This is a genomic window from Acinetobacter sp. TW_SC_4, from assembly GCF_054861205.1.
Map to the genome: position 1 here is coordinate 563,295 of NZ_CM142174.1, position 25,700 is coordinate 588,994.

The window sequence follows — 25,700 nt, forward strand, 5'->3', positions numbered from 1 at the left end:
CTCCTAAATGCTCAACTTTTTCAAGTTACGTTTTTTGCCATAGATGATCTGTACGATCGCACGGGTTACGGTAATCGCCGTAAACATTGAGCAGACAATACCAATCATCAGGGTGACAGCAAAGCCTTTGATCGGACCGGTACCAATTGCGAACAGAATGAACGCTACCAAGAAGGTAGTTAAGTTCGAATCGAAAATGGTGTTATAGGCCCGATCATAACCGGCCACAATTGCCTGTTTCGGCGAGGCGCCCCATTTCATTTCTTCCCGTATCCGCTCACAGATCAATACGTTGGCATCGACCGCCATACCGATGGTAATTACGATACCGGCAATACCCGGCAGGGTGAGGGAAGCACCAATCCATGACATGACAGTCAGAATCATTGCCAGGTTAATGACCAGTGCGAAGTTGGCAATGACACCGAATAGACGGAAGAATACTACCATCCATATTGCAACTAAGATGAAACCGATTTGAGTCGACAATACGCCTTTATCAATATTTTCCTGACCCAGACTTGGACCAATCACACGTTCTTCAACAAAGTACATTGGCGCAGCCAGAGCACCGGCACGTAACATCAAGGCAAGCTCAGAAGCTTCCTGAGGTGAGTCCAGACCGGTAATACGGAATTGAGAACCCAATACTGCCTGAATAGTTGCAGCGTTAATGACCACAGATTCGGTATATGGTGTACGCACTTCAGTTTGTGCACCTGTTGCCGGGTCTTCTACGTAGCTGATCTTTTGCTTGTTCTCGATGAACAGTACCGCCATACGTTTGCCTACGGCATTACGTGTGGCATCTGCCATCAATTTACCGCCAGCGCTGTCCAAAGTAATATTAACTTCAGCACCGCCAGTATCCTGACTAAAGCCAGAAGATGCATTTTGTACACGTTCACCGGTCAAAATACGGTTACGGTTCAGCAATAACTGACGACCACTGTCCAGAGATTTATAAGCAAATGCCTGAGTACCTGCTGGAGCTGTACCACTTAATTGACCAGTATAAGGATCGATGTATTGATCATTCAGATCAGACACTAGACGGAATTCCAGGTTCGCCGTACGACCCAAGACACGTTTTGCTTCAGCAGTATCCTGTACACCCGGTAGTTCAACCACAATACGGTTGCTGCCTTGGGTTTGTACCAGTGCTTCAGCCACACCTAACTCGTTAATACGGTTACGTAAAGTGGTTAAGTTCTGGTTCACCGCATAAGATTCGATTTCCTGCTTACGCGTATCGGTATAGTTGAGGCGTAAAGTCGAACCGGTTTCAGTCGCCACTGCCTGCTGATTGAATTCATTGCCATTACGGCGCAAAAAATCCATGACAGCAGCACGATCATCATTATTGGCAAACTGCACAACAATGGTGTTATTGCTTAAATTCAGACTGTTGAATTTCAAGTTGTTATCACGCAGCTGGCGACGCAGGTCAGTTGCAGAGGTGTCCATGCGCTGTGCAATCGCCTTGTCCATATCCACTTCGAGCAGGAAGTGAACACCACCACGTAAGTCCAGACCCAGTTTCATTGGCTTGGCACCAATTTTCTGTAGCCATTCTGGGGTGGTTGGAGCAAGGTTAAGTGCTACGACGTATTCATCACCTAAACCACGGCGTAAAGCCTCTTTGGCTTTCAGCTGTGATTCACTTGAATCTACACGTAATAAAGCAGCGTTATTACTAAAGCTATTGTCGTGAGTTGCAATATTTTCAGTTGTTAAAATCTGCTCTGCTTTTTGTACGATGCCTGCGTCAATCTGAGTACCGGCTTTGGCACCCGAAATCTGTACAGCAGGTTCATCTGGATACAAACTTGGCAGGGCATATAAAGTACTGACCACCAGGACAACCAGGATCAGCACATATTTCCATGCTGGGTAACGCATTCGTTTTCTTCTTAAAATGAAAAAGTCGTGCGGGGAGCACGACTAATTTTGATTAAATGTTATTTAAAGTGCCTTCAGGCAGAACTGAGATCACACTCGCACGTTGAACTTTGACTTCTACACCGCGGCTCAACTCAACGACTGCGAAATCACCTTCAATTTTAGTGATTTTGCCCATTAAGCCGCCTGCAAAAACGACTTCGCTGCCTACGCCAAGGCTGTCAACCAGAGCACGGTGCTCTTTGGCACGTTTTGATTGAGGGCGCCAGATCAAGAAATAGAAGATTGCAACAAAAACCGCAATCATCAAAAGGTTAGCCATCAAGCTCGGTTGTTGTGCAGCTTCACCTGCAGCGTGAGCAGTCGAAATAAATAGGCTCATTTCATTTTCCTAAAATAAAAAACTGGTGATCAACTTGATAATAAATTGACATATTCTTGCAATTTACCCTGTCTTTTTCCTCAGCGCAAATGCTGAAAGATTAATCTTGTGGACAAGGTGGAACTTCCAGGCCACGACGAGCGTAAAAGTCCTGAACAAATTCATCAAAAGTTCCGTTATCCAGCGCGTTGCGGATATCTTCGGTAAAACGCTGGTAATAACGCAGGTTATGGATGGTACCGAGCATAGAACCCAGCATTTCTCCACATTTCTCTAAATGGAACAGATAGGCGCGGGTAAAGTTCTGACAGGTATAGCAATCGCAATGTAGATCAAGTGGACTTTGATCATGACGATATTGGCTGTTACGGATACGCACCAGACCATCGGTCACGAAATAATGACCGTTACGTGCATTTCGGGTTGGCATGACGCAGTCGAACATGTCTACACCACGGCGGATACCTTCAACGATATCTTCCGGTTTGCCGACACCCATCAGGTAGCGCGGTTTATTTTCCGGCATTTTGTTCGGAAGATAATCCAGCACCTTGATCATCTCTTCTTTCGGCTCACCAACAGACAGACCGCCAATCGCATAACCGTCGAAGTCAATCTCAAGCAGGCCTTTTAAGGATTCATCGCGCAGGTCTTCATACATCCCGCCCTGAATAATCCCGAACAGGGCATTTTTATTGTTGAGTTCATCATGATGATGTTTCTTGCAGCGCTCAGCCCAGCGTAAAGACAGCTGCAAAGATTTTTGCGCTTCTTCATGGGTCGCTGGATAAGGCGTACATTCATCAAAAATCATCACGATATCGGAGTTCAGCGTATGCTGAATTTCCATCGAAATTTCAGGTGAAAGGAAAACTTTTGAACCATCAATCGGGGAGCGGAAGGTCACGCCTTTTTCTTCAATTTTGCGCATTGCACCCAGACTGAAGACTTGGAAGCCACCTGAGTCAGTTAGAATCGGTTTATCCCATTTCATGAAACCGTGCAGGCCACCATGCTGCTTGATGACTTCAAGACCCGGGCGCAGGTACAAGTGGAAAGTATTACCGAGGATAATCTGTGCTTTAATGCCTTCCACATCACGTGGCAACATGCCTTTGACGGTGCCATAAGTACCAACTGGCATAAAGACGGGTGTCTCTACTACGCCATGTTCAAGCGTTAAACGACCACGACGGGCACGACCCGACTGACTTAATTTTTCAAACTTCATAAGAGTTCCAAATCAAGGCGAAAAAACAGTTCGCTGATTACTAATGCGAATTAAAGGGCGCTATTTTCCTTGATTCTGACCTTAAACGCCAGCATTGTAGAGAATTCACTCTGTAATTTTATTTATCGATGAATAGGGGAAATATCAGGTGAAAGAGGTGAATTTGCAGAAAACTGCTGTAAACGCTGCATGATTTCTTCCCGGCTCAAGGCACAGCTACCATCGGGTTCAGCCGCCATGGCAGCAATATGCTGGATCAGTTTTTGGATATAGATATTGCTGTCGATAAAATAAGATTCCAGCGTCAGTAAATAGGCATCCTGCGCTACTTGCAAATAGTCATAAGGCTCTATCGTGAGCATTTGTTCCAGGTCGATCAGGATGTCTTTGTCACTTTGCGAAAGTTTTAAACGCTTATTGACTGTCGATTGAGACAGGGTCTGTCTGGAAGCTAAAAAGTCCCGCAATAAGCGACTGTCAGAATTGAGTTCAAGTGCCGATTGGCATTCACGTTCGGGTTGGGCCGGAACGCCGAGGAAAAAATAATCGAATCTAGATCCAGACCATAAGCTTCAGAAAGTCGATGTTTGGCTTGCTTAAAAGTTTCTAGCAATAAATCCAAGTGAGTAGCAGAAAGTTGTTTTTGCTGGGCTAAGACAGGATGGCCAAAACTATGCTGGGTTTTAAAATACTCTGCCAGCAAAGTTTTAAAAGGCACGAGTTCAGATTGTGAAGAGCTTTGGCTTTTATAGTGCCATTTTCGTACATTCCAGCGATCGCGTTCGGCCAGATATTGCTGTGGATCTTCAGGGTCCTGAAAAATGCTACGTTCTGTGGAAATCGCCAGATCATCCAGCAGTAAAAATTCATCAAAGACCAGAGTACAGGCATAGATTTCATCATCCTGATAGCGGTCATACAGCTGATAAAAGTCCTTGACCAGCATCTGTTGCAAGTGTTCTAAATAATCCAGCATGATTTTTTATTCTTTTTATTGGGTTTTATAAGTGTATTGCTTTATCTCTCACTCTTTCATCATAAACCAATGGATTGCAAATCAAAAACTATAAAATGTAATGATTTTTCTCAGTGGAAATTTGGACGATAGTCAAAGTTCTGACTCACGGTCTGGTCACGGAAAGGGCGTACAGCTTTCTTTTTGAGGAACATGTTATTGATAATATTGTGCGGGAAAATCTGGATCTGGTTATTGAAGAGTTCGACATTGCGGTTGTAGATGGTAATCGCAGCACCGACATTTTCATTCTGTTCTTCAATTTCATTCATCATTTTCAGGTAAATTTCATTTGCTTTCAGTTCAGGGTAGTTTTCAATCACCACATTCAGGCTGCGCATCAGTTCTTTATTCAGGTTTTCAACCCGTTGTAACTGGGCAATATCGGCATCCTGAATATTCAGGCTCATAATGTTCTGGCGCAGTTCAGTGACTTTCTCTAAAGTTCCTTTTTCAAAACTGGAATATTGCTCAACCAGAGGTTGCAGACCATCCAGGATTTTTAGTTTTTGCCGTTCATAACTGGCGACATCGGACCATGCACGAATAGTGGAGTTATGATGGCGCACAATGCTGTTACGAATCATGATAATGGCAATAATGACCAAAAGCGGGATAATGACAAAAACAAAAAATCCCATAAAAGTAATCCCCAGAAAAAAATAATTATTTTAAAAATTGTGTCAGATCAGTATGTAACTTTTCCAACTCTATTAATTTAAACGTTCTGAGATGGCCACGCAATGTGGAAATATCGGTAATTTTATCGTGTTTACTGGATACCTGAAATAAATCATGTGGTCCCAGATAGCAGAGCATATGGCTTTCTGGATGAAACAGTAAATCGCCCTGACGCTGCTCAAAAAAGTCCGCCAGTCGAAGTACAAAACCAGGCGTGAGCAGTTTCGCCATTTGCATCGGATCGCTGCCAAAGAAATTTAATTTCTGGTTGGTGCGAATGTCGCTGCTGTGCCAAGGATAAGCATAAGGATAATGAAATTTCTTTCTGGAGGTAGTCACGGCTAGCCCCTGAATCTGAACATCAAAAACAAATACCCCCCAAAGGTCTTTATGTACCTGGGTCAGTTTGACCGGTTGACCTTCCTTATTGCGTACCTGAACTTCATGCACATAATGATATTGAAAGACCAGAACTTGATGTTGTTGACCATCTTCATCTTCCCAGACAGTGCTGGCATAGCGTGAAATTTCATTACTCAGAGAGCCTTGATTAAATACCGGGAACAGACGTTTTAAATGGCTAATAAAGTGTACGGGATTGAGCGGAATTGAAATATGTTGTGGCTGCTTCTGAAAAGCCAGCTGGTATTTTTTGGCAAGCGCCTCATCTTCCAGATAGCGAATGACTTCATCCAGTGGCTTTCGATGTTCATAGCTGATATAAGCCCAGAATACCAGTAGGCATCCAAAGAAAACACCGATTTGCATCCAGATATTAGCAGGCGCTACAAAAATGCAGCCAATCAGAAAGAGTCCGATTCCGGCCAGAGCAAGCGGTAAATTATTTTCAAATTTTAAGCTAATTGGGTCGTCAGGCCAAAAGCCATCCAATAATTCCTGATGGCTTTTGGCCTGACGACCCAAATCCCAGAGCCGGGCGATATTGCGAAACACAACTTCATTTTTCTTACGTCGAATATGAATGGAATGCTGCACAGACTTGATCGGCATCGGGAGGGTTCCTGCTGATTATTGCGCTTGATCAATCAGCATGGCATCGCCATAACTGAAGAAGCGGTATTTGCTTTCAACCGCGTGCTTGTAAGCATTCAGGATGTTTTCGCGGTTAGATAAAGCCGAAACCAGCATGAGCAGGGTAGATTCCGGTAAATGGAAGTTGGTGATTAGACGATCCACCACTTTGAACTCATAACCCGGATAGATGAAAATTTGAGTATCACCGATCCAGCCTTTCAGTTCACCATCATTGGCCTGAGCCGCACTTTCAGTCGCACGGGTTGCGGTCGTACCCACAGCAATCACTTTATTACCGCGCGCTTTGGTGGCTTTGATCAGCTCCATAGATTCATCCGAAACCTGACACCATTCGCTGTGCATGATGTGATTTTCGATATCATTGGTACGAACCGGCAGGAATGTACCTGCACCGACATGTAAGGTCACAAAGGTTTTCTGAATGCCTTTTTCTTCCAGTTTTTTCAGCAACTCTTCATCAAAATGCAGCGAAGCGGTAGGAGCAGCAACACTGGCCAGTTTAGTTGGATCATTAAAGACAGTCTGATATCGAACCGTATCAATTTCTTCTGCTTCACGATTGAAATAGGGGGGAATTGGCAGTGCGCCGTATTTGTCTAGAACATCTAAAATCGGCTGAGAAAATTCGACAATAAACAGATTTTCATGACGGCCTTGAACAGTGACTTTGACTTCATCTGGACCGATAAATAATTCTGCACCGGCTTTGGGTGTGTTGCTGGCCTTGATATGACAATGCGCAATGAACTGATCCATCATACGCTCAACCAGTACTTCAACTGCACCACCAGAGGCACGTTTACCTTTCAGGCGCGCTTTCATCACTTTGGTATCGTTCAGAACCAGTAAATCGCCTTCATTCAATAAATCCAGAATATCGGTGAACTGGTGATCGTGATATTGGCCTTGTGCATCAAGGTGTAACAGGCGAGAAGCACTACGTTGTTCAAGAGGATAGCGAGCAATCAGCTCATCAGGGAGATCGAAACTAAAATCAGAAAGTTGCATGACAATTTACGATAAAAAAACTGCGGCTAGTATAAACTTTTTTCTTTTTTATGGCGGGAATTGCTCGATTATAAAACAAAAAAATAAGAATTGTTTTAAAATTAGGCAAATGTGTTTTTTCTGCGTTGACAAGTTTTTGAAACAGAGTAATATAGCCGTCATCCACTCCCGAGGTGGTGAAATTGGTAGACGCGGCGGACTCAAAATCCGCTGTCAGAGATGACGTGTCGGTTCGAGTCCGACCCTCGGGACCAAGATTCTGAAAAACCCCAAGCATATTAAGTCTTGGGGTTTTTTATTGCCTAAAAATAAGCATGTGGATGAAAACTTCTTTGATTGATCGCATTCTTTATCTTTAATTTGGTAAGGCATCCCTCAGAATAAGTACCTTAATCAGCACTTTAAATTCAGTTATTTAAATAAATAAATTGTCTTTATTCTGAATAAAAAAAGCCCCATTCACCAAATTTTTCTTTCTCAATATTAAAAAAGAAATTTGAGGAGTAGGGCTGGATGCTAGGGTCTTAATAAATTAAGAAAATTCACCTTGAGAGCGTTCTTTAGCCCAGTCACGCAGGATAAATTTCTGTAATTTCCCGGTTGAGGTTTTTGGAATCTCGGTAATCACTACATCTTTAGGTACTTTAAAACGCGCCAGATGTTGCTTGCAGAATTCGATAATCTCTTCTGCTGTAGCAGTTTGTCCTGCTTTCAGTTCGACAAAGGCACATGGTACTTCCTGCCAGCGTGGATCTGGTTTTGCCACCACGGCTGCCGTGAGAATAGCAGGATGCTGATAGAGCACTTCTTCCACTTCCAGCGATGAAATGTTTTCACCACCTGAAATAATCACGTCCTTAGAGCGGTCGGTAATTTTTGCATAACCATCAGGTTGGCATACTGCCAGATCGCCAGTATGGAACCAGCCACCAGCAAAGGCTTCTGCAGTTGCTTCCGGATTCTTTAAATAACCTTTCATGACGATGTTGCCACGGAACATGATTTCACCCATGGTCTGACCATCATGTGGCACTTCCTGCATGGTGTCAGGATCAAGTACTTTCATGCCATCTTGCAGCGGATATGGTACACCTTGACGAGAATGCAGTTGTGCCTGTTCCTGAATCGACAGGTCTGACCAGCCTGCCTGAGACGCACAGAGCGCAGAAGGGCCGTAGGTCTCAGTTAGACCATAGACGTGAGTCACATTGATACCGATATTGCGCATGCCCTCAATGATTGCAGCAGGAGGTGCAGCACCGGCTACCATCACTTCGACACGATGATCAAACTTGGTCTTTTTCTCTTCAGGAGTATTGATCAGCATAGACAGTACAATTGGTGCACCGCAGAAATAATCCACTTTATGTTCAGCAATGAGTTTAAAGATCAGTTCCGGATCAACCTTGCGTAAGCAGACGTTCGTACCACCATTGGCTGCCATGGTCCAGGCAAAACACCAGCCATTACAGTGGAACAGCGGTAAGGTCCATAAGTAAGTGGCACGCGGCATCATGCCACAAGCAATGATATTACTGGCTGCATTAATATAGGCGCCACGGTGATGGTAAACCACGCCTTTCGGGTTGCCTGTGGTTCCAGAAGTATAGTTCAGGCTAATCGCATTCCATTCATCATCCGGTAAATGCCATTCAAAATTGGTATCGCCTTGAGCCAACCAGTCTTCATATTCAATTTGGCCGATACGGGTGTCTTCCCCCTCGAATTCCTCATCAGCCACGTCAATCACATAAATGTCTTGCTGTGGAACCAATGCCAACGCTTCTGTTGCAACTGCAGAAAATTCTGGATCGACCAGCAGTACTTTAGTCTCAGCATGTTCCAGCATGAACGCCAAAGTTTTGGCATCCAGACGGGTATTTAAAGTATTCAGGACCGCACCCGCCATTGGCACAGCAAAGTGTGCTTCAATCATTGCAGGTACGTTTGGCAATAAAACTGAAACGGTATCATTTTTACCGATGCCTAAATTTTGGAGTTGGTGGGCAAACTGACGGCAACGATTGTATTTTTCACGCCAAGTAATACGACGCTTACCATGAATGATCGCGTTTTGATTCGGATAGATATAAGCCGCGCGATCGAGATAGCGTAAAGGTGACAGCGCTACAAAATTGGCAGGGGTGCGCGGTAATTCATCGTATGCCTTAAGCATTGTAAAACTCCGTTCTATATTTATTTTTCATATCCTGTTAAAAAAGATATGCAATTCTTGGAAGTCTTGCAGTTATGCTTTAGTCGAGTGCGAATGCATAATTTTAAAAATTTAAATAATTGAATATTAATAAAATTATCTTTAAGCACTGATTTTTTTGAACCTATGGGTTCCCATATTTGCCTTTTTAGGTATTTTACTCTAAAAGGGTGTTAAAAATAGCCTTAGCCAAGGAATAATAATGAAAATACAACAGGCGAATGCAAAATGGCGCAACTGGTCGGGAAGCCAGTAAAGTTCTCCTCAAATTTTCGAGCCTAAAGAAATCAATGAATTACAAACTCTGGTGAAGTCACATGCGCAGATTCGTGTGGTGGGTGCAGGACATTCATTCAGTGCGCTAGCCAAAACCGATGAGGTATTGATTCGTCTGGATCATTTCAAAGGCGTGATAGATGCAAATGAAGCGACAGCTCAATGTACTGTACAGGCAGGTACGCATCTATATGAACTGGGTGAATATCTGGTTCCTCTTAATCAGGCTTTGATCAACCAAGGGGATATCGATCAGCAAAGTCTGGCGGGTGCAATCTCGACCGGTACACATGGCACGGGAATTGATTTACCGTGTCTATCTGCTTTCGTTCAAGGCTTTGAGTTACTGACTGCAGATGGCGAATTATTGTAATGTAATAAGCAGCAAAATACGGAAATTTTTCAGGCGGGGCGGGTGGCACTGGGCAGTCTCGGAATACTCACTAAAATTAACCTGCAAAATCGGCCGCGTTATAAATTAAAAGAACAGATCTGGTTATGTTCGTTAAAAGACATATTTTCCAATATCGATCAATGGAAACATCAGCATCGGCATATTGAGTTTTGGGCTTTCCTGCATGCTGATCAGGTCATGCTGAAAATACTAGATGAAACGGATGAAGTCCTTCAGCCGAGAAAAGAAAGCTGGCCATCAGAAGACAGTTTACTGATGTCATGTTCTGAATTGACACGGTTATTGTCGTCTAAAAATCCTTATCTGCAAAAGCTGCTCGGTGTTTTTGTCCAACCGACCTGTTTTGTGGATTGGTCCAGTCAGATTTTCCCTACACCGCGCAATACCCGATTTAATGAAATGGAATACCAGATTCCTGTCGAACTAGGCTTGCAGTGTCTGGAAGAAGTGCTGCATTGTTTAAGGCAGCATCGTGTGCCGATGCTCTTTCCGATCGAGTTTCGTTATGTCAAAGCGGATGACATTTGGCTCAGTCCATTTTATCAGCGGGATTCAGTTTCAATTTCTATCCATCAGTTTTATAAGCGGGATTATCACGTCATTTTTAATCTAGTGGAACCAATTTTTCAGAAATATCAGGGGCGACCACATTGGGGAAAATTGCATAGCATGCATGCCGCATCACTGCGCGACTTATATCCAAGATGGGATGAATTTATGGCGCTACGTCAGCAGCTGGATCCGCAAAAAAATGGCTGAATCCCTACTTAAAAAAACTGTTTCTGGTTAAGTAACAGGAGTAGAAGATGCGACCAACTTATTTTCAGCAACTGACTCAAGACCTAAAACAGCAGGGTACGGGTACACCACAACTGATTCTGGATTTGGCTCAGTATCAACATAATCTGGATGTTGTGCAGTCGAAGCTCCCTGTGCAGTTAAAGCCACGTCTGGTGGTGAAATCTCTAGCCAGTACCAAGTTGCTTCAATTCGCTAGTGAAAAGCTGAATACCCAATGTTTTACGGTATTTCATCTGCCACATCTTCGGGAAATTATCGGAGCATTTCAGCAAGCGGACATTTTGCTCGGTAAGCCAATGCCGGTTCATGCAGCGCAGCGCTTTTATCAAAGCCTGTTTAGTCAAAAGGGCTTAAATCCTCAAGTAAATATTCAATGGCTGATCGATAGTCAAGCACGCTTGGAGCAGTATCTGCAACTCGCGCAAAGTCTGAATCTCTGCCTGAATGTGAATATTGAAATTGATGTAGGCCTACATCGTGGAGGAGTAAGCAGTCAGGAACAGTTTGTAGCCCCACTCAAGCTGATTCAGCAGCATCCTCTGTATCTAAAATTTTCCGGATTAATGGGCTACGATGCGCATGTAGCCAAACTGCCAAAAATTCTCAAAAGACCTGAAAAAAGTTATCAGCAATCACAGCAGATTTATCAACAATTCAAGCTAACGCTGCAACAGCAATTTCCTGGTTTATGGCATGAAAATCTATGTTTTAATGATGGCGGCGGTCCGACCTTTATGCAGCATTGCCAGCAGAGTGTCTGTAATGATCTAGCTTTTGGTTCCATGCTACTTAAACCCAGTGATTTTGATCTGGCCAATCTCTCTGCTTTAAAATGTGCCTTGTGGATTGCCACACCAATTTTAAAAGTGCTGCCTTATAGCCAGATTCCTGGTCTGGAAGTATTTAATCATCTACCGCATCATTATAAAGCGCTATTCGTTTATGGTGGTTACTGGCAGGCGGACTATTATTTTCCAGAAAAAAGCCAGCCGCATGTTTTATATGGACGTAGTAGCAATCAGGAAATGGTTCTGGTACCGAAATCTTGTGAACTGAAAGTCGATGATTACGTGTTTTTAAGGCCGACCCAAAGTGAAGTCATCATTCCCCAGTTTTCTCAATTATATGTCTATGCTGAAGGGCAATTTGAAGCGTGGCAAACCTTGAGAGAATAAATAATTCTTGAGCGAATAATCAGCTTAACTCATTGCAGCTCAAAAGAACTTTTTGGTGATAAATCCTATTTTTATTAGGGAAAAGGTTTAATCATTGGCCCAAGCCGTGTAAAATTCTAGGCGATTTTTTTATTTATCCACCGTTTTTATCTTTTGAGGTTCTCCCTCGATCATAATCTCGCGGTGACATGCTCCATGGTACGGGGCATCACTCCTTAAGGATTTCATATGCCAATTATCACTTTGCCAAATGGCGATCAAAAACAGTTTGATCACGCCGTATCTGTGATGGAAGTTGCTCAAAGCATCGGTCCTGGTCTAGCAAAAAATACTGTTGCAGGTCGTGTAAACGATCGTCTAGTGGACGCGTGCGATCTGATTACTGAAGACGCAACCTTACAAATCATCACGCCTAAAGATGAAGAAGGTGTCGAAATTATTCGTCACTCTTGCGCACACTTGGTAGGTCATGCCGTTAAGCAATTGTTCCCAGAAGCAAAGATGGTCATTGGTCCAGTCATTGAAGAAGGTTTCTACTATGACATCTGGATGCCACGTCCATTTACTTTAGATGACATGGCTGCGATTGAAGAGCGTATGAAAAAGCTCATCGATCAGGACTATGATGTCGTGAAAAAAATGACCCCGCGTGACGAAGTGATTGCAGAATTCACTGCACGTGGCGAAGAATACAAATTGCGCCTGATCGCAGACATGCCTGAAGAAACTCAAATGGGCCTGTACTACCATCAGGACTATCTGGATATGTGCCGTGGTCCGCACGTACCAAATACCAAATTCTTAAAATCATTCAAGCTGACTAAAATCTCTGGTGCTTATTGGCGCGGTGATGCGAAAAACGAACAGCTGCAACGGATCTATGGTACAGCTTGGGCTGACAAGAAACAGCTCGCAGCTTATATCAAACGTATTGAAGAAGCTGAAAAACGCGATCACCGTAAAATTGGTAAAGCCTTAGACCTGTTTCATATGCAGGAAGAAGCACCAGGTATGGTGTTCTGGCATCCGAACGGCTGGACCATTTATCAAGTGCTTGAACAATACATGCGTAAAGTTCAGCAAGAAAATGGTTACCTTGAAATCCGTACACCACAAGTGGTGGATTTCACGCTTTGGGAAAAATCAGGTCACGCAGCGAACTATGCTGAAAACATGTTTACGACTCATTCAGAGAACCGTAACTATGCCGTGAAACCGATGAACTGTCCTTGTCATGTGCAAGTGTTCAACCAAGGCTTAAAATCTTACCGTGATCTTCCAATCCGTTTAGCGGAGTTTGGTTCATGTCACCGTAACGAGCCGTCAGGTTCTTTACATGGCATTATGCGTGTACGTGGTTTTACCCAAGATGATGCTCATATTTTCTGTACCAAAGAACAAATCGGTACTGAAGTTGCAGACTTTATCAAATTGACACTAGACGTATACAAAGATTTTGGCTTCGAAGAAGTACAAATGAAGTTGTCGACACGTCCTGAAAAACGTGTGGGTGATGATGCACTTTGGGATATGGCAGAAAAATCTTTGGCAGATGCTTTAGATGCTGCTGGCCTGGATTGGGATTTACAACCAGGTGAAGGTGCATTCTACGGTCCGAAGATCGAATTCTCATTGAAAGACTGCTTAGGCCGAATCTGGCAGTGCGGTACCATTCAATGTGACTTCAACCTTCCAGAACGTCTGGATGCCTCTTATGTCACTGAAGATAACGATCGTGATCAGCCTGTAATGTTGCATCGTGCAATTCTTGGCAGTTTCGAACGTTTTATTGGTATACTGATTGAGCACTACGCGGGCTTTATGCCACCTTGGTTATCACCAGTGCAAGCGTGTGTAATGAATATTACTGATGCTCAAGCCGAGGCTTGTGAGTCAGTCGTCGCGAAACTTAAAGAAAACGGAATTCGTGCAATTTCTGACTTGAGAAATGAGAAAATCGGCTTTAAGATTCGTGAACGTACTTTAGAGCGTATTCCTTACTTATTGGTACTTGGGGACCGTGAGGTAGAGGAAGGTACGGTGAATGTCCGTACCCGCTCAGGAAAAAATTTGGGTACTATGTCAATCGACGCTTTCGTTGACTTAGTAAAAGCAGCCGTAGCCGAACGCGGCCGGTACATTGTGGAGTAACAGCGATTAAACAGCCTGACCGTAATCAACAGGGCGGAAAATCAAACCGTCCTGCCTTGAATGATGAAATTCGTGCAAAAGAAGTCCGTCTTGTAGACGAAAATGGTGAGCAAAAAGGTATTGTTAACCTTGCAGAAGCATTGCGCGCAGCTGAAGCTGCCGATCTTGATCTTGTTGAGATCGTAGCCAATGCTGAGCCACCTGTCTGCAAAATCATGGACTTCAACAAGCATTTGTTTGATCTGAAACAAAAGCAGAAAGAAGCGAAGAAAAAACAGCATCAAGTCCAGGTGAAAGAAATCAAGCTACGTCCTGCGACAGATGTAGGTGATTACAACGTAAAACTACGTGCAATCATCAAATTCCTTGAAGAAGGAAACAAGGTAAAAATTACCCTGCGTTTCCGTGGTCGTGAAATGGCTCACCAGCAACTGGGTCTGGCTCAACTGCAAAAAGTTGAAGCAGACGTAGTTGAATATGGTGTAGTTGAACAAGCACCAAAAATGGAAGGTCGTCAAATGGGTATGCTGCTTGGTCCTAAAAAGAAAAAGTAAGCATCTCTTGATGAAAAAAGCCCTGTATTTGCAGGGCTTTTTTATGAGGTAACTTAATCTTTTATTGAGCAGGGTAGGATTTTCCTGCTTCTACAATCGGAATATTGGCCTCAGTGGGTACATAAATTATTTGTTGAATACGACCTTCTCGTAGGGCTTCACCAAATGCACCAATAAATTCCTGCTTGCGATATTCAGGATAATCTTTAGCTGCCTGCCCAACGAGTTTAATGGCTTCTGCACGCAGTTTGGCACTTTCCAGTTCCGCTTTTGCAACTTGCACTTGAATCATTTTGGATTGTTCTGCTTCAGCCAATGCTGCCTGACCATCCATGCCTTGTTTCCAAACTTTATAATGTGGCCAGCCAAACAATAGCAGTAAAATAACAATCAATAAAAAGAACAGCAAGCTCAATAGCATGAAAGGACTCAGGGCGTTGCGACGGACATAATTCATAGTGCACCTACGGCAGATTTTCTTATCTATGGTATTTATTGAATGTTTTATTCTGTTTCAGAAAAAGCATAGCCGAAATTTTATGTAAATCAAATATATGTAGTGATAGGGGAAAGTGCTAACCAGAACACCATTTTTTTAATAACTGCTTTTATCCTTTGAAATCTGATGAGATAAATTTCTTTCAGCTTAACCCATATAATTAAAAGTGTTTTTGAATCAGCCTTTATGATCTTAAATTCCAAGCACTGTACATGGCTTGAATAATTTCCTTAGCTTGCTGACGAGAAAACATCGATAAATGAATCCGGAATAATCTTAAACAGAGCCGGTCGCGCCAACTGGACTGACAAAGAATAAAATCGAGCGTGCCATCTCGCTGATTAATTTGATGAGCGGGAAGTCTGGTTAGCCAGCGTTTGGTACGTGCCTTAATTGAATCATATTGGGGATTGATAAAGCTGTAATGGACGGTTTCACGATATAAACACAGACTGATCTGGTATCCTGCCAAAGTGTAATAAATTGTCCGCGAGGTGATTTTTAGTTTAATGCTATATACCAAGAGCGATAGCATCAGGAAACCTAGCATATAGCCATAAAAGCTTGGAGACTCCTGCCATAAAAATATCAATCCTCGAACAAAACTGGAAGGAGGATCTGGAGTATGAAGGTATAAGGTCATCAAAATTCCAATGGGATAGCAAAGAAGGAGAAGTCCCATATGTTTCATCGTCTGGGCACTTTGATGAAACAGAATAATATCTGATGTGCTCATATTATTATTTTTATAATGAGTGAAAATTGAACACTTTCAAGCTTAAGGATTCTGTCCTAAAAAAGAAAGACCCATTCGGGTCTTTCTTTTGGCAGGTGATTAGCTTTGCTGCTCGTTAGATTCATTTTTTTCAGCTAACAGTTTTTTGCCAATCGGAATCTGACGAGGCAATTTTTCTTCTGGCACATTGCGCTGCAATTCGATTTTCAATAAACCATTTTCAAATTCAGCTTGTTGTACCTCTACATGTTCATCCAGTCTTAAAGACAATTTGAATGAACGGTGCGCGATACCTTTATGTAGGAATTCTACAGTAGTATCTGAATTTTCTTCCACCGCTTTACCGCTAATGGTCAGAACCTGATTTTCCAGATTGATCTCTAGCTGGTCTTCATTGAATCCGGCAGCAGAAACCACAATGCGGTAATTGTTGTCGCCGGTTTTTTCAATGTTGTAATGTGGATAGTTCGGTGCCTCACTTTGCATTGCATAATCAAAAAGGTCATTAAAGCGGTCAAAACCGATACTACGACGGAATAGTGGGCTAAGACTGAAATTGCTCATTGATCTTACCTCCTGATCTCAGAAAAGTTTTTTAAACAACATGCAATTCTTCAATATGAACTCAGTGATTAGAAACAATCTCCTGAATAGATCATTGCTCTATTTCTAATATAGGATTGAGGCGAAGCTTTTCAAGCCTCAAGATTTAAAAATATTTGAACCCATCTTGAGCTAAAAATAATGCTTTGAATTTAGCGATTTTACTGCTGAATCTATAACAAAATATGCGGAAGTAAGGCTTTAAATCATGCTATAACTAGATCAAATTTCAATAATGTCATGTAAAAACGAAAAGGTAACAGGTAATAACATGATTGATCTCTATTATTGGGGAACGCCCAATGGCCATAAAATTACCATCGCATTAGAAGAAATGGGCTTGGAGTATAAAATTTTCCCGATCAATATTCTGGAAAATGACCAGTTTCAACCTGATTTTTTACGTATCTCTCCAAATAACAAAATTCCTGCGATTGTGGATCAGGATGGCCCGCGTGGTGAACCGATTTCAGTCTTTGAATCTGGCGCGATTCTGCAATATTTGGGTCGTAAAACCGGCCTGTTTTATCCGGATGATGAGCAGCAACGTGTTGAAGTTGAGCAATGGCTAATGTGGCAAATGGGTGGCTTGGGTCCAATGCTGGGGCAAAATCATCACTTTAGCCGTTTTGCTCCTGAGCGTATCCCATATGCTACTGATCGTTATGTTAATGAAACCAAGCGTCTATACGGGGTTCTGAACAAACAGCTGATTGGTCAAAAATATGTAGCCGGTGAGTATTCGATTGCGGATATGGCTATTTTGCCATGGGTGTTACGTCATGAATGGCAGCAAATTGATCTGGCAGATTATCCGGAAGTACAGGAATATGTGACACGCCTGACTGCGCGTCCAGCGGTGCAAAGAGCGTTAGCAATACAGGTCAGATAAGTCTGGCCTTTGTGCTAAACTAGATAAAAGTAGATTAAACCACCTTTGGGTGGTTTTTTATTGGGTGAGTATATGAAAGATTTTTTCCTGAACTTTACTAAAATCGTGGAAACGAATCCTCGAATTTACTGGAGTATTATTTTCGGTATCGCAGCTTGTCTGCTGCTGTTCGTTGCTGAAATTGTGCATGTGGATCAGGTGATCAGTGCCTTGAATACCAAAGATCGTCAGATTTTAAATACAGCTCTTGAGCCGATCACCCAGAAATATCAATGGTCACGTATTTTGGTCATGGTTATGGCTATAGTCTGGGCGAATTGGGAATATCTTAAAGCCAAGAAAAAACTGGGTTTAAGCCGTTAGTCTCGGGATGTCCCTGTTTCTGCTCTTTCTTGCCGCTTTTGGTGCAGCCACTTTATTACCGCTGCAGTCGGAAGCGGTTTTGCTGGGTTTATTATGGCAAGGGAGCTATTCGGCGGCCTTGCTCATCATGATCGCAAGTGCTGGAAATATCTTGGGTTCCTGTGTGAACTGGTATCTGGGGTTTAAGATTGAGCAATATAAACATAAAAAATGGTTTCCAGTCTCTGAGCAGCAGATGCTTAAAGCCCAAAGTACCTATCAGAAATACGGCTATTGGTCATTATTGCTGAGCTGGGTGCCGATTATTGGCGATCCAATTACGTTAATTGCTGGCTTGCTCAAGGAAAATTTTGCCCGTTTTATTTTGATAGTCAGTATTGCCAAAATTGGACGTTATTTGTTTGTCTATTGGGCGTATGCGATGTTTTAAAAAAGAGGCGTAAAGCCTCTTTTTATTTGTATTCATCATTAGTGCACAATATTTTCCTGATTGAAAATCCTACGCACATCAGAACTAAAAATTATTTTTCAGTTCCTTTGGTAATATCAATTCCAAACAGATCCTTGGTTCTTGCCCAGCTGATGGACACCACCAGTAGGGTCATGCTGCCACCAAACACTGTAGCCATAATTGTGCCCATATATTTCGCAGCCAGACCGGACTCAAAAGCACCCAGTTCATTACTAGATGAGACAAACATGCCGTTTACTGCAGCAACCCGGCCACGCATATTATCGGGTGGGTAAATCTGTAAAATCGTCTGGCGAATCACTACAGAAATACTGTCACAGGCGCCGGTCATGGCAAGAGCAAACAGAGATAGCCACATCGAGTTAGAAAAGGCGAATAGCAGGGTAAAGACTCCGAATCCTGCGACTGCAAGCAGCATATTACGCCAGGCATGTTGCGTAGGCGGAAAACGGGTCAGGGCAATCATGGTTATCAGTGCGCCAATTGAAGGGGCAGCCCGTAAATACCCCAAACCTTCAGGACCAACCTTTAAAATATCCTCTGCAAAAATCGGTAAGAGGGCAATCACCCTACCAAACAGTACCGAAACCAAATCTAGGGAAATCGACCACAGTACAATTTTGCTGTTCCAGATAAAACGGAAACCATCACCCAGACTATGCAGGATATTTTCAGTTTCAATTTTAGGAAAATCGCGCTTTTGCAATAAGTTAATCAGAACAAAACAGATGCTGACCAGTACTGCGACAGTTAGAAGACTGGTTTCCCGACCCAAAAACGCCAGCATAAAACCACCCAGCATCGGCCCGATGATTACCCCACTTTGCCAGCCAATAGTGGTCCAGGTTGCACCATTGGCATAGAGTGCACGTGGAATCAGAAAAGGTTTCAGTGAAGTTGCTGAAGGATTATAAAAGCCACGAATGGTACCCAGACAGAAAATGACGGCATAAATTCCCCAAGATAATTGACTGGTGCTGAGCTTTCCCAAGCCGTGATAATGAAACAGTGACCAGAGAATGAGCGGCATCGGAATGGCGAAAAATAAACAGATTTTCATAATGGTCTGCTTATTAAAGCGATCCGCGACATATCCACCCCATAAAGAAAGGGAAATAAAAGGAATCGCTTCTGCCAGACCAATTAGTCCTAAGGTCAGCGGGTCTTTGGTAATCTGATATAGAGAATAGGCAACAATAATTTCCTGAATCAGAATGGCTAAAGTCAGGCAAAACTGATTTAAGGTGACAATAGAAAAGTCTCGATAACGGAGTGCGGCAAACGCATCGGGCTGAATGTGCATAAAGAGCTGCAACTGAAAAAATTGACGAATTATAAAGTGATATCGCAAGCAGTATATAAATTCATCATTCAATTCTTATCGTAAAAAATGCTAAGTTTGCAGATTCATCAAGAAAAAAAGACTAGTGCTTTTGTTTTAAGCAAAGATGCATTAGAATATCGGCTCCCTTACCTGCAGGGCGTTCTTGCAATGGTGCAGACGTGCCGAACAGGTGTTCAAAAGAGGTTGTTATGCCTAAGATGAAAACTCGCCGTGGTGCAGCTAAACGCTTCAAAGCGACTGCTAACGGTTTTAAGCGTAAACAAGCGTTCAAACGCCACATTTTGACCAAAAAATCTGCTAAGCGTATTCGTCAATTGCGCGGCTGTGTAATGGTTCACGTAAGTGACGTTGCTTCAGTTCGTCGTATGTGCCCGTACATCTAAGGAGATTATAAATGGCTCGTGTAAAACGTGGTGTACAGGCTCATCGCCGTCACAAAAAAATTCTTGCTCGCGCTAAAGGTTACTATGGTGCTCGTTCACGCGTTTACCGCGTAGCGTTCCAAGCGGTAATCAAAGCTGGTCAATACGCTTACCGTGACCGTCGTCAGAAGAAACGTCAATTCCGTGCTCTATGGATTGCGCGTATCAACGCTGGTGCACGTCAAAACGGTTTATCGTACAGCCGTATGATCGCTGGCTTGAAAAAAGCTCAGGTTATCATCGACCGTCGCGTACTTGCTGACATCGCTATGCATGACGCAGTTGCGTTTGCAGCTCTAGCTTCTAAAGCTAAAGATGCGTTGGCTGCATAAGTCTTTATGACTTAGAAAAAAGACCGCTTTTAGCGGTCTTTTTTATGCTTAAATAAAATCAGTGGGATCTTTGATTTTTTAAATCATTTATTTATTGATTTGGTGGAGATTAAGTCTCCACCAAGCCAAAGTGATTATTTATAGACAATATATTTTATTAAAGCCCGAAATAGTAGCCAATCAAACAGATCACAATCGTGATCAGAATCAGTTTGATCACACTTGAAGCACCGGTTTTATGGTGACTTTGTGGTCGTTCAGCTTTGGAGACTTTGACTGCGCGATCTTCAGTATTCATGCCTGCAAAAGGATCAGGCGCCACTTTAGGAGTGAGTTGTGCAGTTTTATAATGATTGGCCACTTTCACAATGAACTTGGCACTGATTTCATCGATTTTTTGTGCAAAGTGGCGCAGGTTTAATTGCTGCTCCGGATTCAGTACCTGACCATCATCGTTATAAGGGTGTTGAATCTTTGTCTGGATAAAATCACTTAATGCATCCAGACGATACAAGGTCTGATGAGCATAATCAGATGAATAATCCGTTGGGATTAAAGCAAGATGACTCGGATTTTCTGAGTGAGACTGAATCGTTGGGGTAGTACCATAGTAAGGCAATCCAGTATAAGCAGGCTCAGTGAATCCTTGAGCTAAATGGTGTTCAAATAATTCATGTTCAGTATAGGTATGAATATCATCCCAGTTTGGTTGTACCAGATCAGCATCAATTCTTTTAGCCAGTTTACTGTTCAGTTCATAACGCCAGAATACTTCATGACGTAAAGGCGACTGCTGGGCTTCTGGTGCTTCATAATCATTATCAGCGGTATACCATTCAGCCAGCTCCTTACCGATCATCCAGGCGGTTTTACCTTGAGCATGATGACTGATAATCACATGAGCCAAAGGAACCAGTTCGACATTGGCATTAGGATTATTTTCATCTTCCAGCAAGTGTGAAGAATGCAGGCTGATCCTACGAACACCTTGTTTTTTCAGGCCTTCAAGCCAGATTTGAAAGTGCTGTGCCAGTAAATGCTGGGAAATCAGATCACGAAAAGTTAAATGGTACTGATTAAAAATGGAGTGATTCAGCCAGCGGCTGAAACTGAGATCCTGAGTTAAAAACTCATTGCCATAAGTGACGAGGGTCAGTTGCTGTTTCCAAATTTGATCGAGTGCCATAGTGATTTGATCTGATTGATATTATGTTTATCTTATACTTTTTATAATTCATGATGCTATTCTAATTTTCATTAAAAGCGCACTTCATCAACTCGCCTAAAAACTGTTAGAATATGGGGTTTTTTAAAAATATTTCTAACCTGTTGCTTTGAGAGTTACTATGTCACTGGAAGCCCTGACCACTGAAGCGCTCGCTGCGATTGCAGCAGCTCAAGACCTTGCTGCACTTGATCAAGTACGAGTGCAATTTACGGGGAAAAAAAGCCAGCTCGCGGAACAATCTAAGTCGCTGGGGAAAATGGATCCTGAACAACGTAAAGCGTTTGGGGCACAAATTCATGCAGTTCGTGAAGCTATCACGGGTGCTTTGACACAACGTCAGGCTGAACTGCAGAAAGCTGCACTAGAGCAAAAGCTTGCTAGTGAAACAATTGATATTACCTTGCCCGGTCGTGGCCAACAGGTGGGCAGCATCCACCCAGTGACCCAAGTACAAGAACGTATCTGTCAATTCTTTACCAAAGCAGGTTTTACAGTAGCGACTGGTCCAGAAGTTGAAGATGACTATCACAACTTCGAAGCATTGAATATTCCGGGCCATCACCCTGCACGTGCCATGCACGACACTTTCTACTTTGATGTAAACCATTTATTGCGTACGCATACTTCAGGTGTGCAGATTCGTACCATGGAAACCCAGCAGCCACCAATCCGTATTGTGTGTCCAGGCCGTGTATATCGTTGTGACTCTGACCAGACGCATTCACCAATGTTCCATCAGATCGAAGGCCTATACGTTGCTGAAAATACCAGCTTCGCTGAATTGAAAGGTTTATTGGTTAACCTGCTGAATGAATTCTTCGAAAAAGATTTGAAAGTACGTTTCCGTCCGTCTTATTTCCCGTTCACTGAGCCAAGTGCTGAAGTGGATATTATGGATGAACGTGGCAAGTGGTTAGAAGTTTTAGGTTGCGGTATGGTGCATCCAAATGTACTTCGCGCTGCGGGCATTGATCCCGACAAATACAAAGGCTTTGCATTTGGTTTAGGTGTAGAACGTTTTGCAATGTTGCGTTATGGCATTAATGACCTGCGTATGTTCTATCAAAACGATGTGCGTTTCTTACGCCAGTTTGCTTAAAGGATTTAAACCTCTCCCTGACCTCTCCTAAAAGGAGAGGGGGCTGTCCTTATGTGACTCAGGGTTCTCCCCCTTTGTAAAAGGGGGAGTTAGAGGGGGATTTAAAAGATTAATTTATAGGTTTTAAAGAAATGAAAATTAGCGAAAATTGGCTGCGCACATGGGTTAACCCAGCCATCGATAGCGAAAAACTGTCTGACCAGTTGACTATGCTTGGTCTTGAAGTGGATGAAATTGCACCTGCGGCAAAACTGTTTACAGGTGTGGTTGTTGGTGAAGTCCTGACTGTCGAACAGCATCCAGATGCCGACCGTTTACGTGTTACCACTGTAAACATTGGTTCAGGTGAACCTCTACAAATCGTGTGTGGTGCACCTAACGTACGTGCGGGTATGAAAGCACCAGTAGCTACCATCGGTGCAGTATTACCAGGCGATTTTAAAATCAAGAAAGGCAAACTGCGTGGTGTTGAATCTCAAGGCATGCTATGCGGTGCTTCAGAAATCGATCTTGAAGATAAAATCGATGGTTTGTTAGAACTGCCTGCAGATGCACCGGTGGGTGTGAATGTTCGTGAATATTTAGACCTTGATGACAACGTGATTGATATCAGCATCACTCCGAACCGTGGTGACTGTTTCAGCATTCGCGGGATCGCACGTGAAATTGGTGTGATTAACCAGTTGCTGGTAACTCCACCTGAAATTAAAGAAGTAGCTGCAACCATCACCGATCAAAAGCAAGTCGTTGTTGAAACTCAAGGTTGCCCACGTTATTTGGGCCGTATCATCAAAAATGTAAATACCAAAGCACCAACTCCTGAGTGGATGGAACGTGCATTAGTCCGCGCTGGTATCCGTCAGCACAGCATTTTGGTCGATATCACCAACTATGTATTAATGGAACTGGGTCAACCTCTACATGCGTTTGATGGCGGTAAGGTTCAGGGTTCAGTACATGTACGTCAAGCGACTGCAGGTGAAAAGCTTGTTCTATTAAATGAACAGGAAGTTGAACTGCAAGATGATGTGATGGTAATCGCAGATGATGAAAAAGCATTAGCGATTGCAGGGATTATGGGGGGCTTGTCTTCATCAGTAACTGATGAAACCACTGAAATCTTCCTGGAATCAGCATTCTTTGCGCCATTGCATATTGCGGGCCGTGCTCGTCGTTTCGGTCTACATACTGATGCGTCACAACGTTATGAACGTGGTGTCGATTTCGAACTTCCTATGATTGCAATGCATCGTGCTTCTCAGTTGATTGCTGAGCTTGCATGCGGTGAGTTTGGTCCAATCATTGTAGCTGAAAAAACAGAGCTGTTACCAAAACGTGAAGCGATTGAGCTAGAACAAGCTCAAGTCGATCAATTATTAGGTTATACAGTTGAATCAGATTTCATTACAGATGCTTTAACGCGTTTAGGTTGTGAAGTGACTGTAAAAGCTGAAGGCCAGTGGTCAGTGGTTCCTCCATCACACCGTTATGATATGGCAATTTACCAAGACCTGATTGAAGAAGTTGCCCGTATTCACGGTTATGACAATATTCAAATCAGCTTACCGGTCATTGATGTGAAGTTGGCGAAATATGAAGATCAATTCGAACTAACTCAGCTTCGTCAAACAGCCGTGACCTTGGGTTATCAGGAAGCGATCAGCTTCAGTTTTGCTGACCTGAAACTGGAAAAACAGCTGAATCCAGCGGTGAATCCATTGGCTTTGGCGAACCCAATTTCAAGCGATTTGGCAGTGATGCGTTCAACTTTACTGTCTAGCCTGATTCCATGCGTACAGTACAATGTCAACCGTCAGCAGAACCGTGTACGTTTCTTCGAACTCGGTCTGCGTTTTGATTACCAGAATGCGGCTTCGATTCATGATCTAAAACAGATTCCAACTTTTGCCTTGATTGCCACAGGTTCACGTACACCTGAAACTTGGCATGGTAAAGCGCAGCCAATGGATTTCTTTGACTTCAAAGGTGATATTGAGGAAATTCTGGCAGCTGCGCGTCTGAATGTAGAATATGTACGTTCTGAACGTAGCTGGTTACATCCTGGTCAATCTGCTGAAATTCTAGTGAATGGTCAGTCAATTGGCTACTTAGGTCGTTTACATCCCTCACTTGAAGATGAGCTCGATTTGGCGATGACTTGGGTCGCTGAATTAGATCAATCGGCTGTTTTGCAAACTTATGTATCTAATTTTACAGAATTATCACGTTTTCCATCGGTTCGACGTGATATTGCGCTTTTAATTAGTGATAAGATTAATGTTAGCGAAATTCAGGGACTTATCGAAAAAACAGGTGGAGAGCTTCTAGGCTCGACATGGTTGTTCGATGTGTACACTGGACAAGGAGTAGAAGAAGGGAAACGCTCACTGGCATTTGCACTTCTCTGGCAGCATCCAAGCCGTACACTGGAAGATGCTGAAATTAAATCAGGTATGGATAATATCCTTCAGGTGTTGGAAAACACTTACCAAGCGACATTGAGGGCTTCATGACAGCATTAACAAAAGCAGAAATGGCTGATCATTTAAGTGAGCTCACGAGTTTAAACCGTCGTGAAGCTAAACAAATGGTCGAGTTGTTTTTCGACGAGATTAGCCAAGCGCTAATCTCGGGCGAACAAGTAAAATTATCGGGTTTCGGTAACTTTGAGTTGCGTGATAAGCGTCAACGTCCAGGCCGTAATCCGAAAACGGGCGAAGAGATTCCGATCTCTGCACGCCGTGTTGTTACGTTCCGCGCGGGACAGAAGTTCCGTCAACGTGTGGGGAATGAGCAGATCAATTGATCTGCTTTTTTTATATTTAAATTTTTATTTATTACATAAAA

At 43.0% G+C, this 25,700-nt stretch carries 23 protein-coding genes, 1 tRNA gene and 2 pseudogenes; 13 read left to right on the plus strand and 13 right to left on the minus strand.

Annotation, left to right across the window (positions count from 1 at the left end; all coding sequences use genetic code 11):
* Nucleotides 1-3 precede the first annotated feature (3 nt).
* From secD to queA, 7 genes and pseudogenes are all read right to left on the minus strand, one after another.
* A complete protein-coding gene (secD, locus tag ACWM1W_RS02705; protein ID WP_034170839.1) occupies nt 4-1,902 on the minus strand; it encodes a protein translocase subunit SecD in 1,899 nt (632 codons plus the stop codon).
* A gap of 52 nt (nt 1,903-1,954) precedes the next feature.
* Entirely contained in the window at nt 1,955-2,284 is a 330-nt protein-coding gene (gene yajC / locus ACWM1W_RS02710) for a preprotein translocase subunit YajC (RefSeq protein WP_004783613.1), read from the minus strand.
* 100 nt (nt 2,285-2,384) lie between these two features.
* Nucleotides 2,385-3,515, minus strand: coding sequence for a tRNA guanosine(34) transglycosylase Tgt (tgt, locus tag ACWM1W_RS02715; protein ID WP_375726044.1), 1,131 nt, complete (start codon nt 3,513-3,515; stop codon nt 2,385-2,387).
* A 122-nt stretch (nt 3,516-3,637) separates the two neighbouring features.
* A pseudogene (locus tag ACWM1W_RS02720) lies at nt 3,638-4,491 on the minus strand (DUF4303 domain-containing protein).
* Nucleotides 4,492-4,601: 110 nt separating this feature from the next.
* Nucleotides 4,602-5,171, minus strand: coding sequence for a LemA family protein (locus tag ACWM1W_RS02725; RefSeq protein WP_034170837.1), 570 nt, complete (start codon nt 5,169-5,171; stop codon nt 4,602-4,604).
* A gap of 25 nt (nt 5,172-5,196) precedes the next feature.
* The gene (locus tag ACWM1W_RS02730; protein WP_375726043.1) at nt 5,197-6,222 is read right to left on the minus strand and encodes a hypothetical protein; all 1,026 of its coding nucleotides are present in this window, start codon (nt 6,220-6,222) and stop codon (nt 5,197-5,199) included.
* Between the two features lie 18 nt (nt 6,223-6,240).
* Nucleotides 6,241-7,275 carry a tRNA preQ1(34) S-adenosylmethionine ribosyltransferase-isomerase QueA gene (gene queA / locus ACWM1W_RS02735; protein WP_375726042.1) on the minus strand — a complete coding sequence of 345 codons (1,035 nt, stop codon included), beginning with the start codon at nt 7,273-7,275 and terminating at the stop codon, nt 6,241-6,243.
* A gap of 167 nt (nt 7,276-7,442) precedes the next feature.
* Here queA and ACWM1W_RS02740 point away from each other — a divergent pair.
* A tRNA-Leu gene (locus tag ACWM1W_RS02740) sits at nt 7,443-7,529 on the plus strand.
* Between the two features lie 278 nt (nt 7,530-7,807).
* Here the strand turns inward: ACWM1W_RS02740 and ACWM1W_RS02745 are convergent.
* Nucleotides 7,808-9,451 carry an acyl-CoA synthetase gene (locus ACWM1W_RS02745; protein WP_375726041.1) on the minus strand — a complete coding sequence of 548 codons (1,644 nt, stop codon included), beginning with the start codon at nt 9,449-9,451 and terminating at the stop codon, nt 7,808-7,810.
* A gap of 307 nt (nt 9,452-9,758) precedes the next feature.
* Here ACWM1W_RS02745 and ACWM1W_RS02750 point away from each other — a divergent pair.
* The 4 genes and pseudogenes from ACWM1W_RS02750 to infC all read left to right on the plus strand — a co-directional run bounded on the left by ACWM1W_RS02750 (nt 9,759) and on the right by infC (nt 14,862).
* Nucleotides 9,759-10,975, plus strand: a pseudogene (locus ACWM1W_RS02750) (D-arabinono-1,4-lactone oxidase).
* Between the two features lie 12 nt (nt 10,976-10,987).
* Nucleotides 10,988-12,157 (plus strand): alanine racemase, encoded by a 1,170-nt coding sequence (locus tag ACWM1W_RS02755; RefSeq protein ID WP_375726040.1) that lies wholly within the window; start codon nt 10,988-10,990, stop codon nt 12,155-12,157.
* Nucleotides 12,158-12,385: 228 nt separating this feature from the next.
* Complete coding sequence (thrS, locus tag ACWM1W_RS02760) at nt 12,386-14,308, plus strand: threonine--tRNA ligase (protein WP_004783592.1); 1,923 nt, start codon at nt 12,386-12,388, stop codon at nt 14,306-14,308.
* A 5-nt stretch (nt 14,309-14,313) separates the two neighbouring features.
* Complete coding sequence (gene infC / locus ACWM1W_RS02765) at nt 14,314-14,862, plus strand: translation initiation factor IF-3 (RefSeq protein ID WP_081402664.1); 549 nt, start codon at nt 14,314-14,316, stop codon at nt 14,860-14,862.
* A 61-nt stretch (nt 14,863-14,923) separates the two neighbouring features.
* On the opposite strand, the gene ACWM1W_RS02770 is transcribed toward infC, so the two are convergent.
* The 3 genes from ACWM1W_RS02770 to ACWM1W_RS02780 all read right to left on the minus strand — a co-directional run bounded on the left by ACWM1W_RS02770 (nt 14,924) and on the right by ACWM1W_RS02780 (nt 16,661).
* A complete protein-coding gene (locus ACWM1W_RS02770) occupies nt 14,924-15,283 on the minus strand; it encodes an SPFH domain-containing protein (protein ID WP_373687226.1) in 360 nt (119 codons plus the stop codon).
* A 262-nt stretch (nt 15,284-15,545) separates the two neighbouring features.
* Nucleotides 15,546-16,097, minus strand: a complete 552-nt coding sequence (locus tag ACWM1W_RS02775) for a hypothetical protein (RefSeq protein ID WP_375726039.1) — start codon at nt 16,095-16,097, stop codon at nt 15,546-15,548.
* A 99-nt stretch (nt 16,098-16,196) separates the two neighbouring features.
* Nucleotides 16,197-16,661: an Hsp20 family protein gene (locus tag ACWM1W_RS02780; RefSeq protein ID WP_004783582.1), complete on the minus strand. Its 465-nt coding sequence runs from the start codon at nt 16,659-16,661 to the stop codon at nt 16,197-16,199.
* A 310-nt stretch (nt 16,662-16,971) separates the two neighbouring features.
* On the opposite strand from ACWM1W_RS02780, the gene ACWM1W_RS02785 reads away from it, so the two are divergent.
* The 3 genes from ACWM1W_RS02785 to ACWM1W_RS02795 all read left to right on the plus strand — a co-directional run bounded on the left by ACWM1W_RS02785 (nt 16,972) and on the right by ACWM1W_RS02795 (nt 18,385).
* The gene (locus ACWM1W_RS02785) at nt 16,972-17,592 is read left to right on the plus strand and encodes a glutathione S-transferase N-terminal domain-containing protein (RefSeq protein ID WP_004783581.1); all 621 of its coding nucleotides are present in this window, start codon (nt 16,972-16,974) and stop codon (nt 17,590-17,592) included.
* Nucleotides 17,593-17,664: 72 nt separating this feature from the next.
* Complete coding sequence (locus tag ACWM1W_RS02790; protein WP_159123055.1) at nt 17,665-17,955, plus strand: hypothetical protein; 291 nt, start codon at nt 17,665-17,667, stop codon at nt 17,953-17,955.
* A 7-nt stretch (nt 17,956-17,962) separates the two neighbouring features.
* Nucleotides 17,963-18,385 (plus strand): YqaA family protein, encoded by a 423-nt coding sequence (locus ACWM1W_RS02795; RefSeq protein ID WP_104425758.1) that lies wholly within the window; start codon nt 17,963-17,965, stop codon nt 18,383-18,385.
* Between the two features lie 91 nt (nt 18,386-18,476).
* On the opposite strand, the gene ACWM1W_RS02800 is transcribed toward ACWM1W_RS02795, so the two are convergent.
* Nucleotides 18,477-19,730 carry an MFS transporter gene (locus ACWM1W_RS02800; RefSeq protein WP_448765250.1) on the minus strand — a complete coding sequence of 418 codons (1,254 nt, stop codon included), beginning with the start codon at nt 19,728-19,730 and terminating at the stop codon, nt 18,477-18,479.
* Nucleotides 19,731-19,960: 230 nt separating this feature from the next.
* On the opposite strand from ACWM1W_RS02800, the gene rpmI reads away from it, so the two are divergent.
* Both rpmI and rplT read left to right on the plus strand, forming a co-directional pair.
* Nucleotides 19,961-20,155 carry a 50S ribosomal protein L35 gene (rpmI, locus tag ACWM1W_RS02805; RefSeq protein ID WP_004278281.1) on the plus strand — a complete coding sequence of 65 codons (195 nt, stop codon included), beginning with the start codon at nt 19,961-19,963 and terminating at the stop codon, nt 20,153-20,155.
* 11 nt (nt 20,156-20,166) lie between these two features.
* Complete coding sequence (gene rplT, locus ACWM1W_RS02810; protein ID WP_004647525.1) at nt 20,167-20,526, plus strand: 50S ribosomal protein L20; 360 nt, start codon at nt 20,167-20,169, stop codon at nt 20,524-20,526.
* A 157-nt stretch (nt 20,527-20,683) separates the two neighbouring features.
* On the opposite strand, the gene ACWM1W_RS02815 is transcribed toward rplT, so the two are convergent.
* Nucleotides 20,684-21,712, minus strand: coding sequence for a hypothetical protein (locus ACWM1W_RS02815; protein ID WP_375726037.1), 1,029 nt, complete (start codon nt 21,710-21,712; stop codon nt 20,684-20,686).
* A 160-nt stretch (nt 21,713-21,872) separates the two neighbouring features.
* On the opposite strand from ACWM1W_RS02815, the gene pheS reads away from it, so the two are divergent.
* The 3 genes from pheS (at nt 21,873) to ACWM1W_RS02830 (ending at nt 25,659) form a co-directional block, all read left to right on the plus strand.
* Entirely contained in the window at nt 21,873-22,853 is a 981-nt protein-coding gene (gene pheS / locus ACWM1W_RS02820; protein WP_005233932.1) for a phenylalanine--tRNA ligase subunit alpha, read from the plus strand.
* 131 nt (nt 22,854-22,984) lie between these two features.
* The gene (gene pheT / locus ACWM1W_RS02825) at nt 22,985-25,366 is read left to right on the plus strand and encodes a phenylalanine--tRNA ligase subunit beta (RefSeq protein ID WP_375726035.1); all 2,382 of its coding nucleotides are present in this window, start codon (nt 22,985-22,987) and stop codon (nt 25,364-25,366) included.
* Nucleotides 25,363-25,659: an integration host factor subunit alpha gene (locus tag ACWM1W_RS02830; protein ID WP_004783565.1), complete on the plus strand. Its 297-nt coding sequence runs from the start codon at nt 25,363-25,365 to the stop codon at nt 25,657-25,659. Before pheT ends, ACWM1W_RS02830 begins: the two co-directional genes overlap by 4 nt.
* Nucleotides 25,660-25,700: the final 41 nt, after the last annotated feature.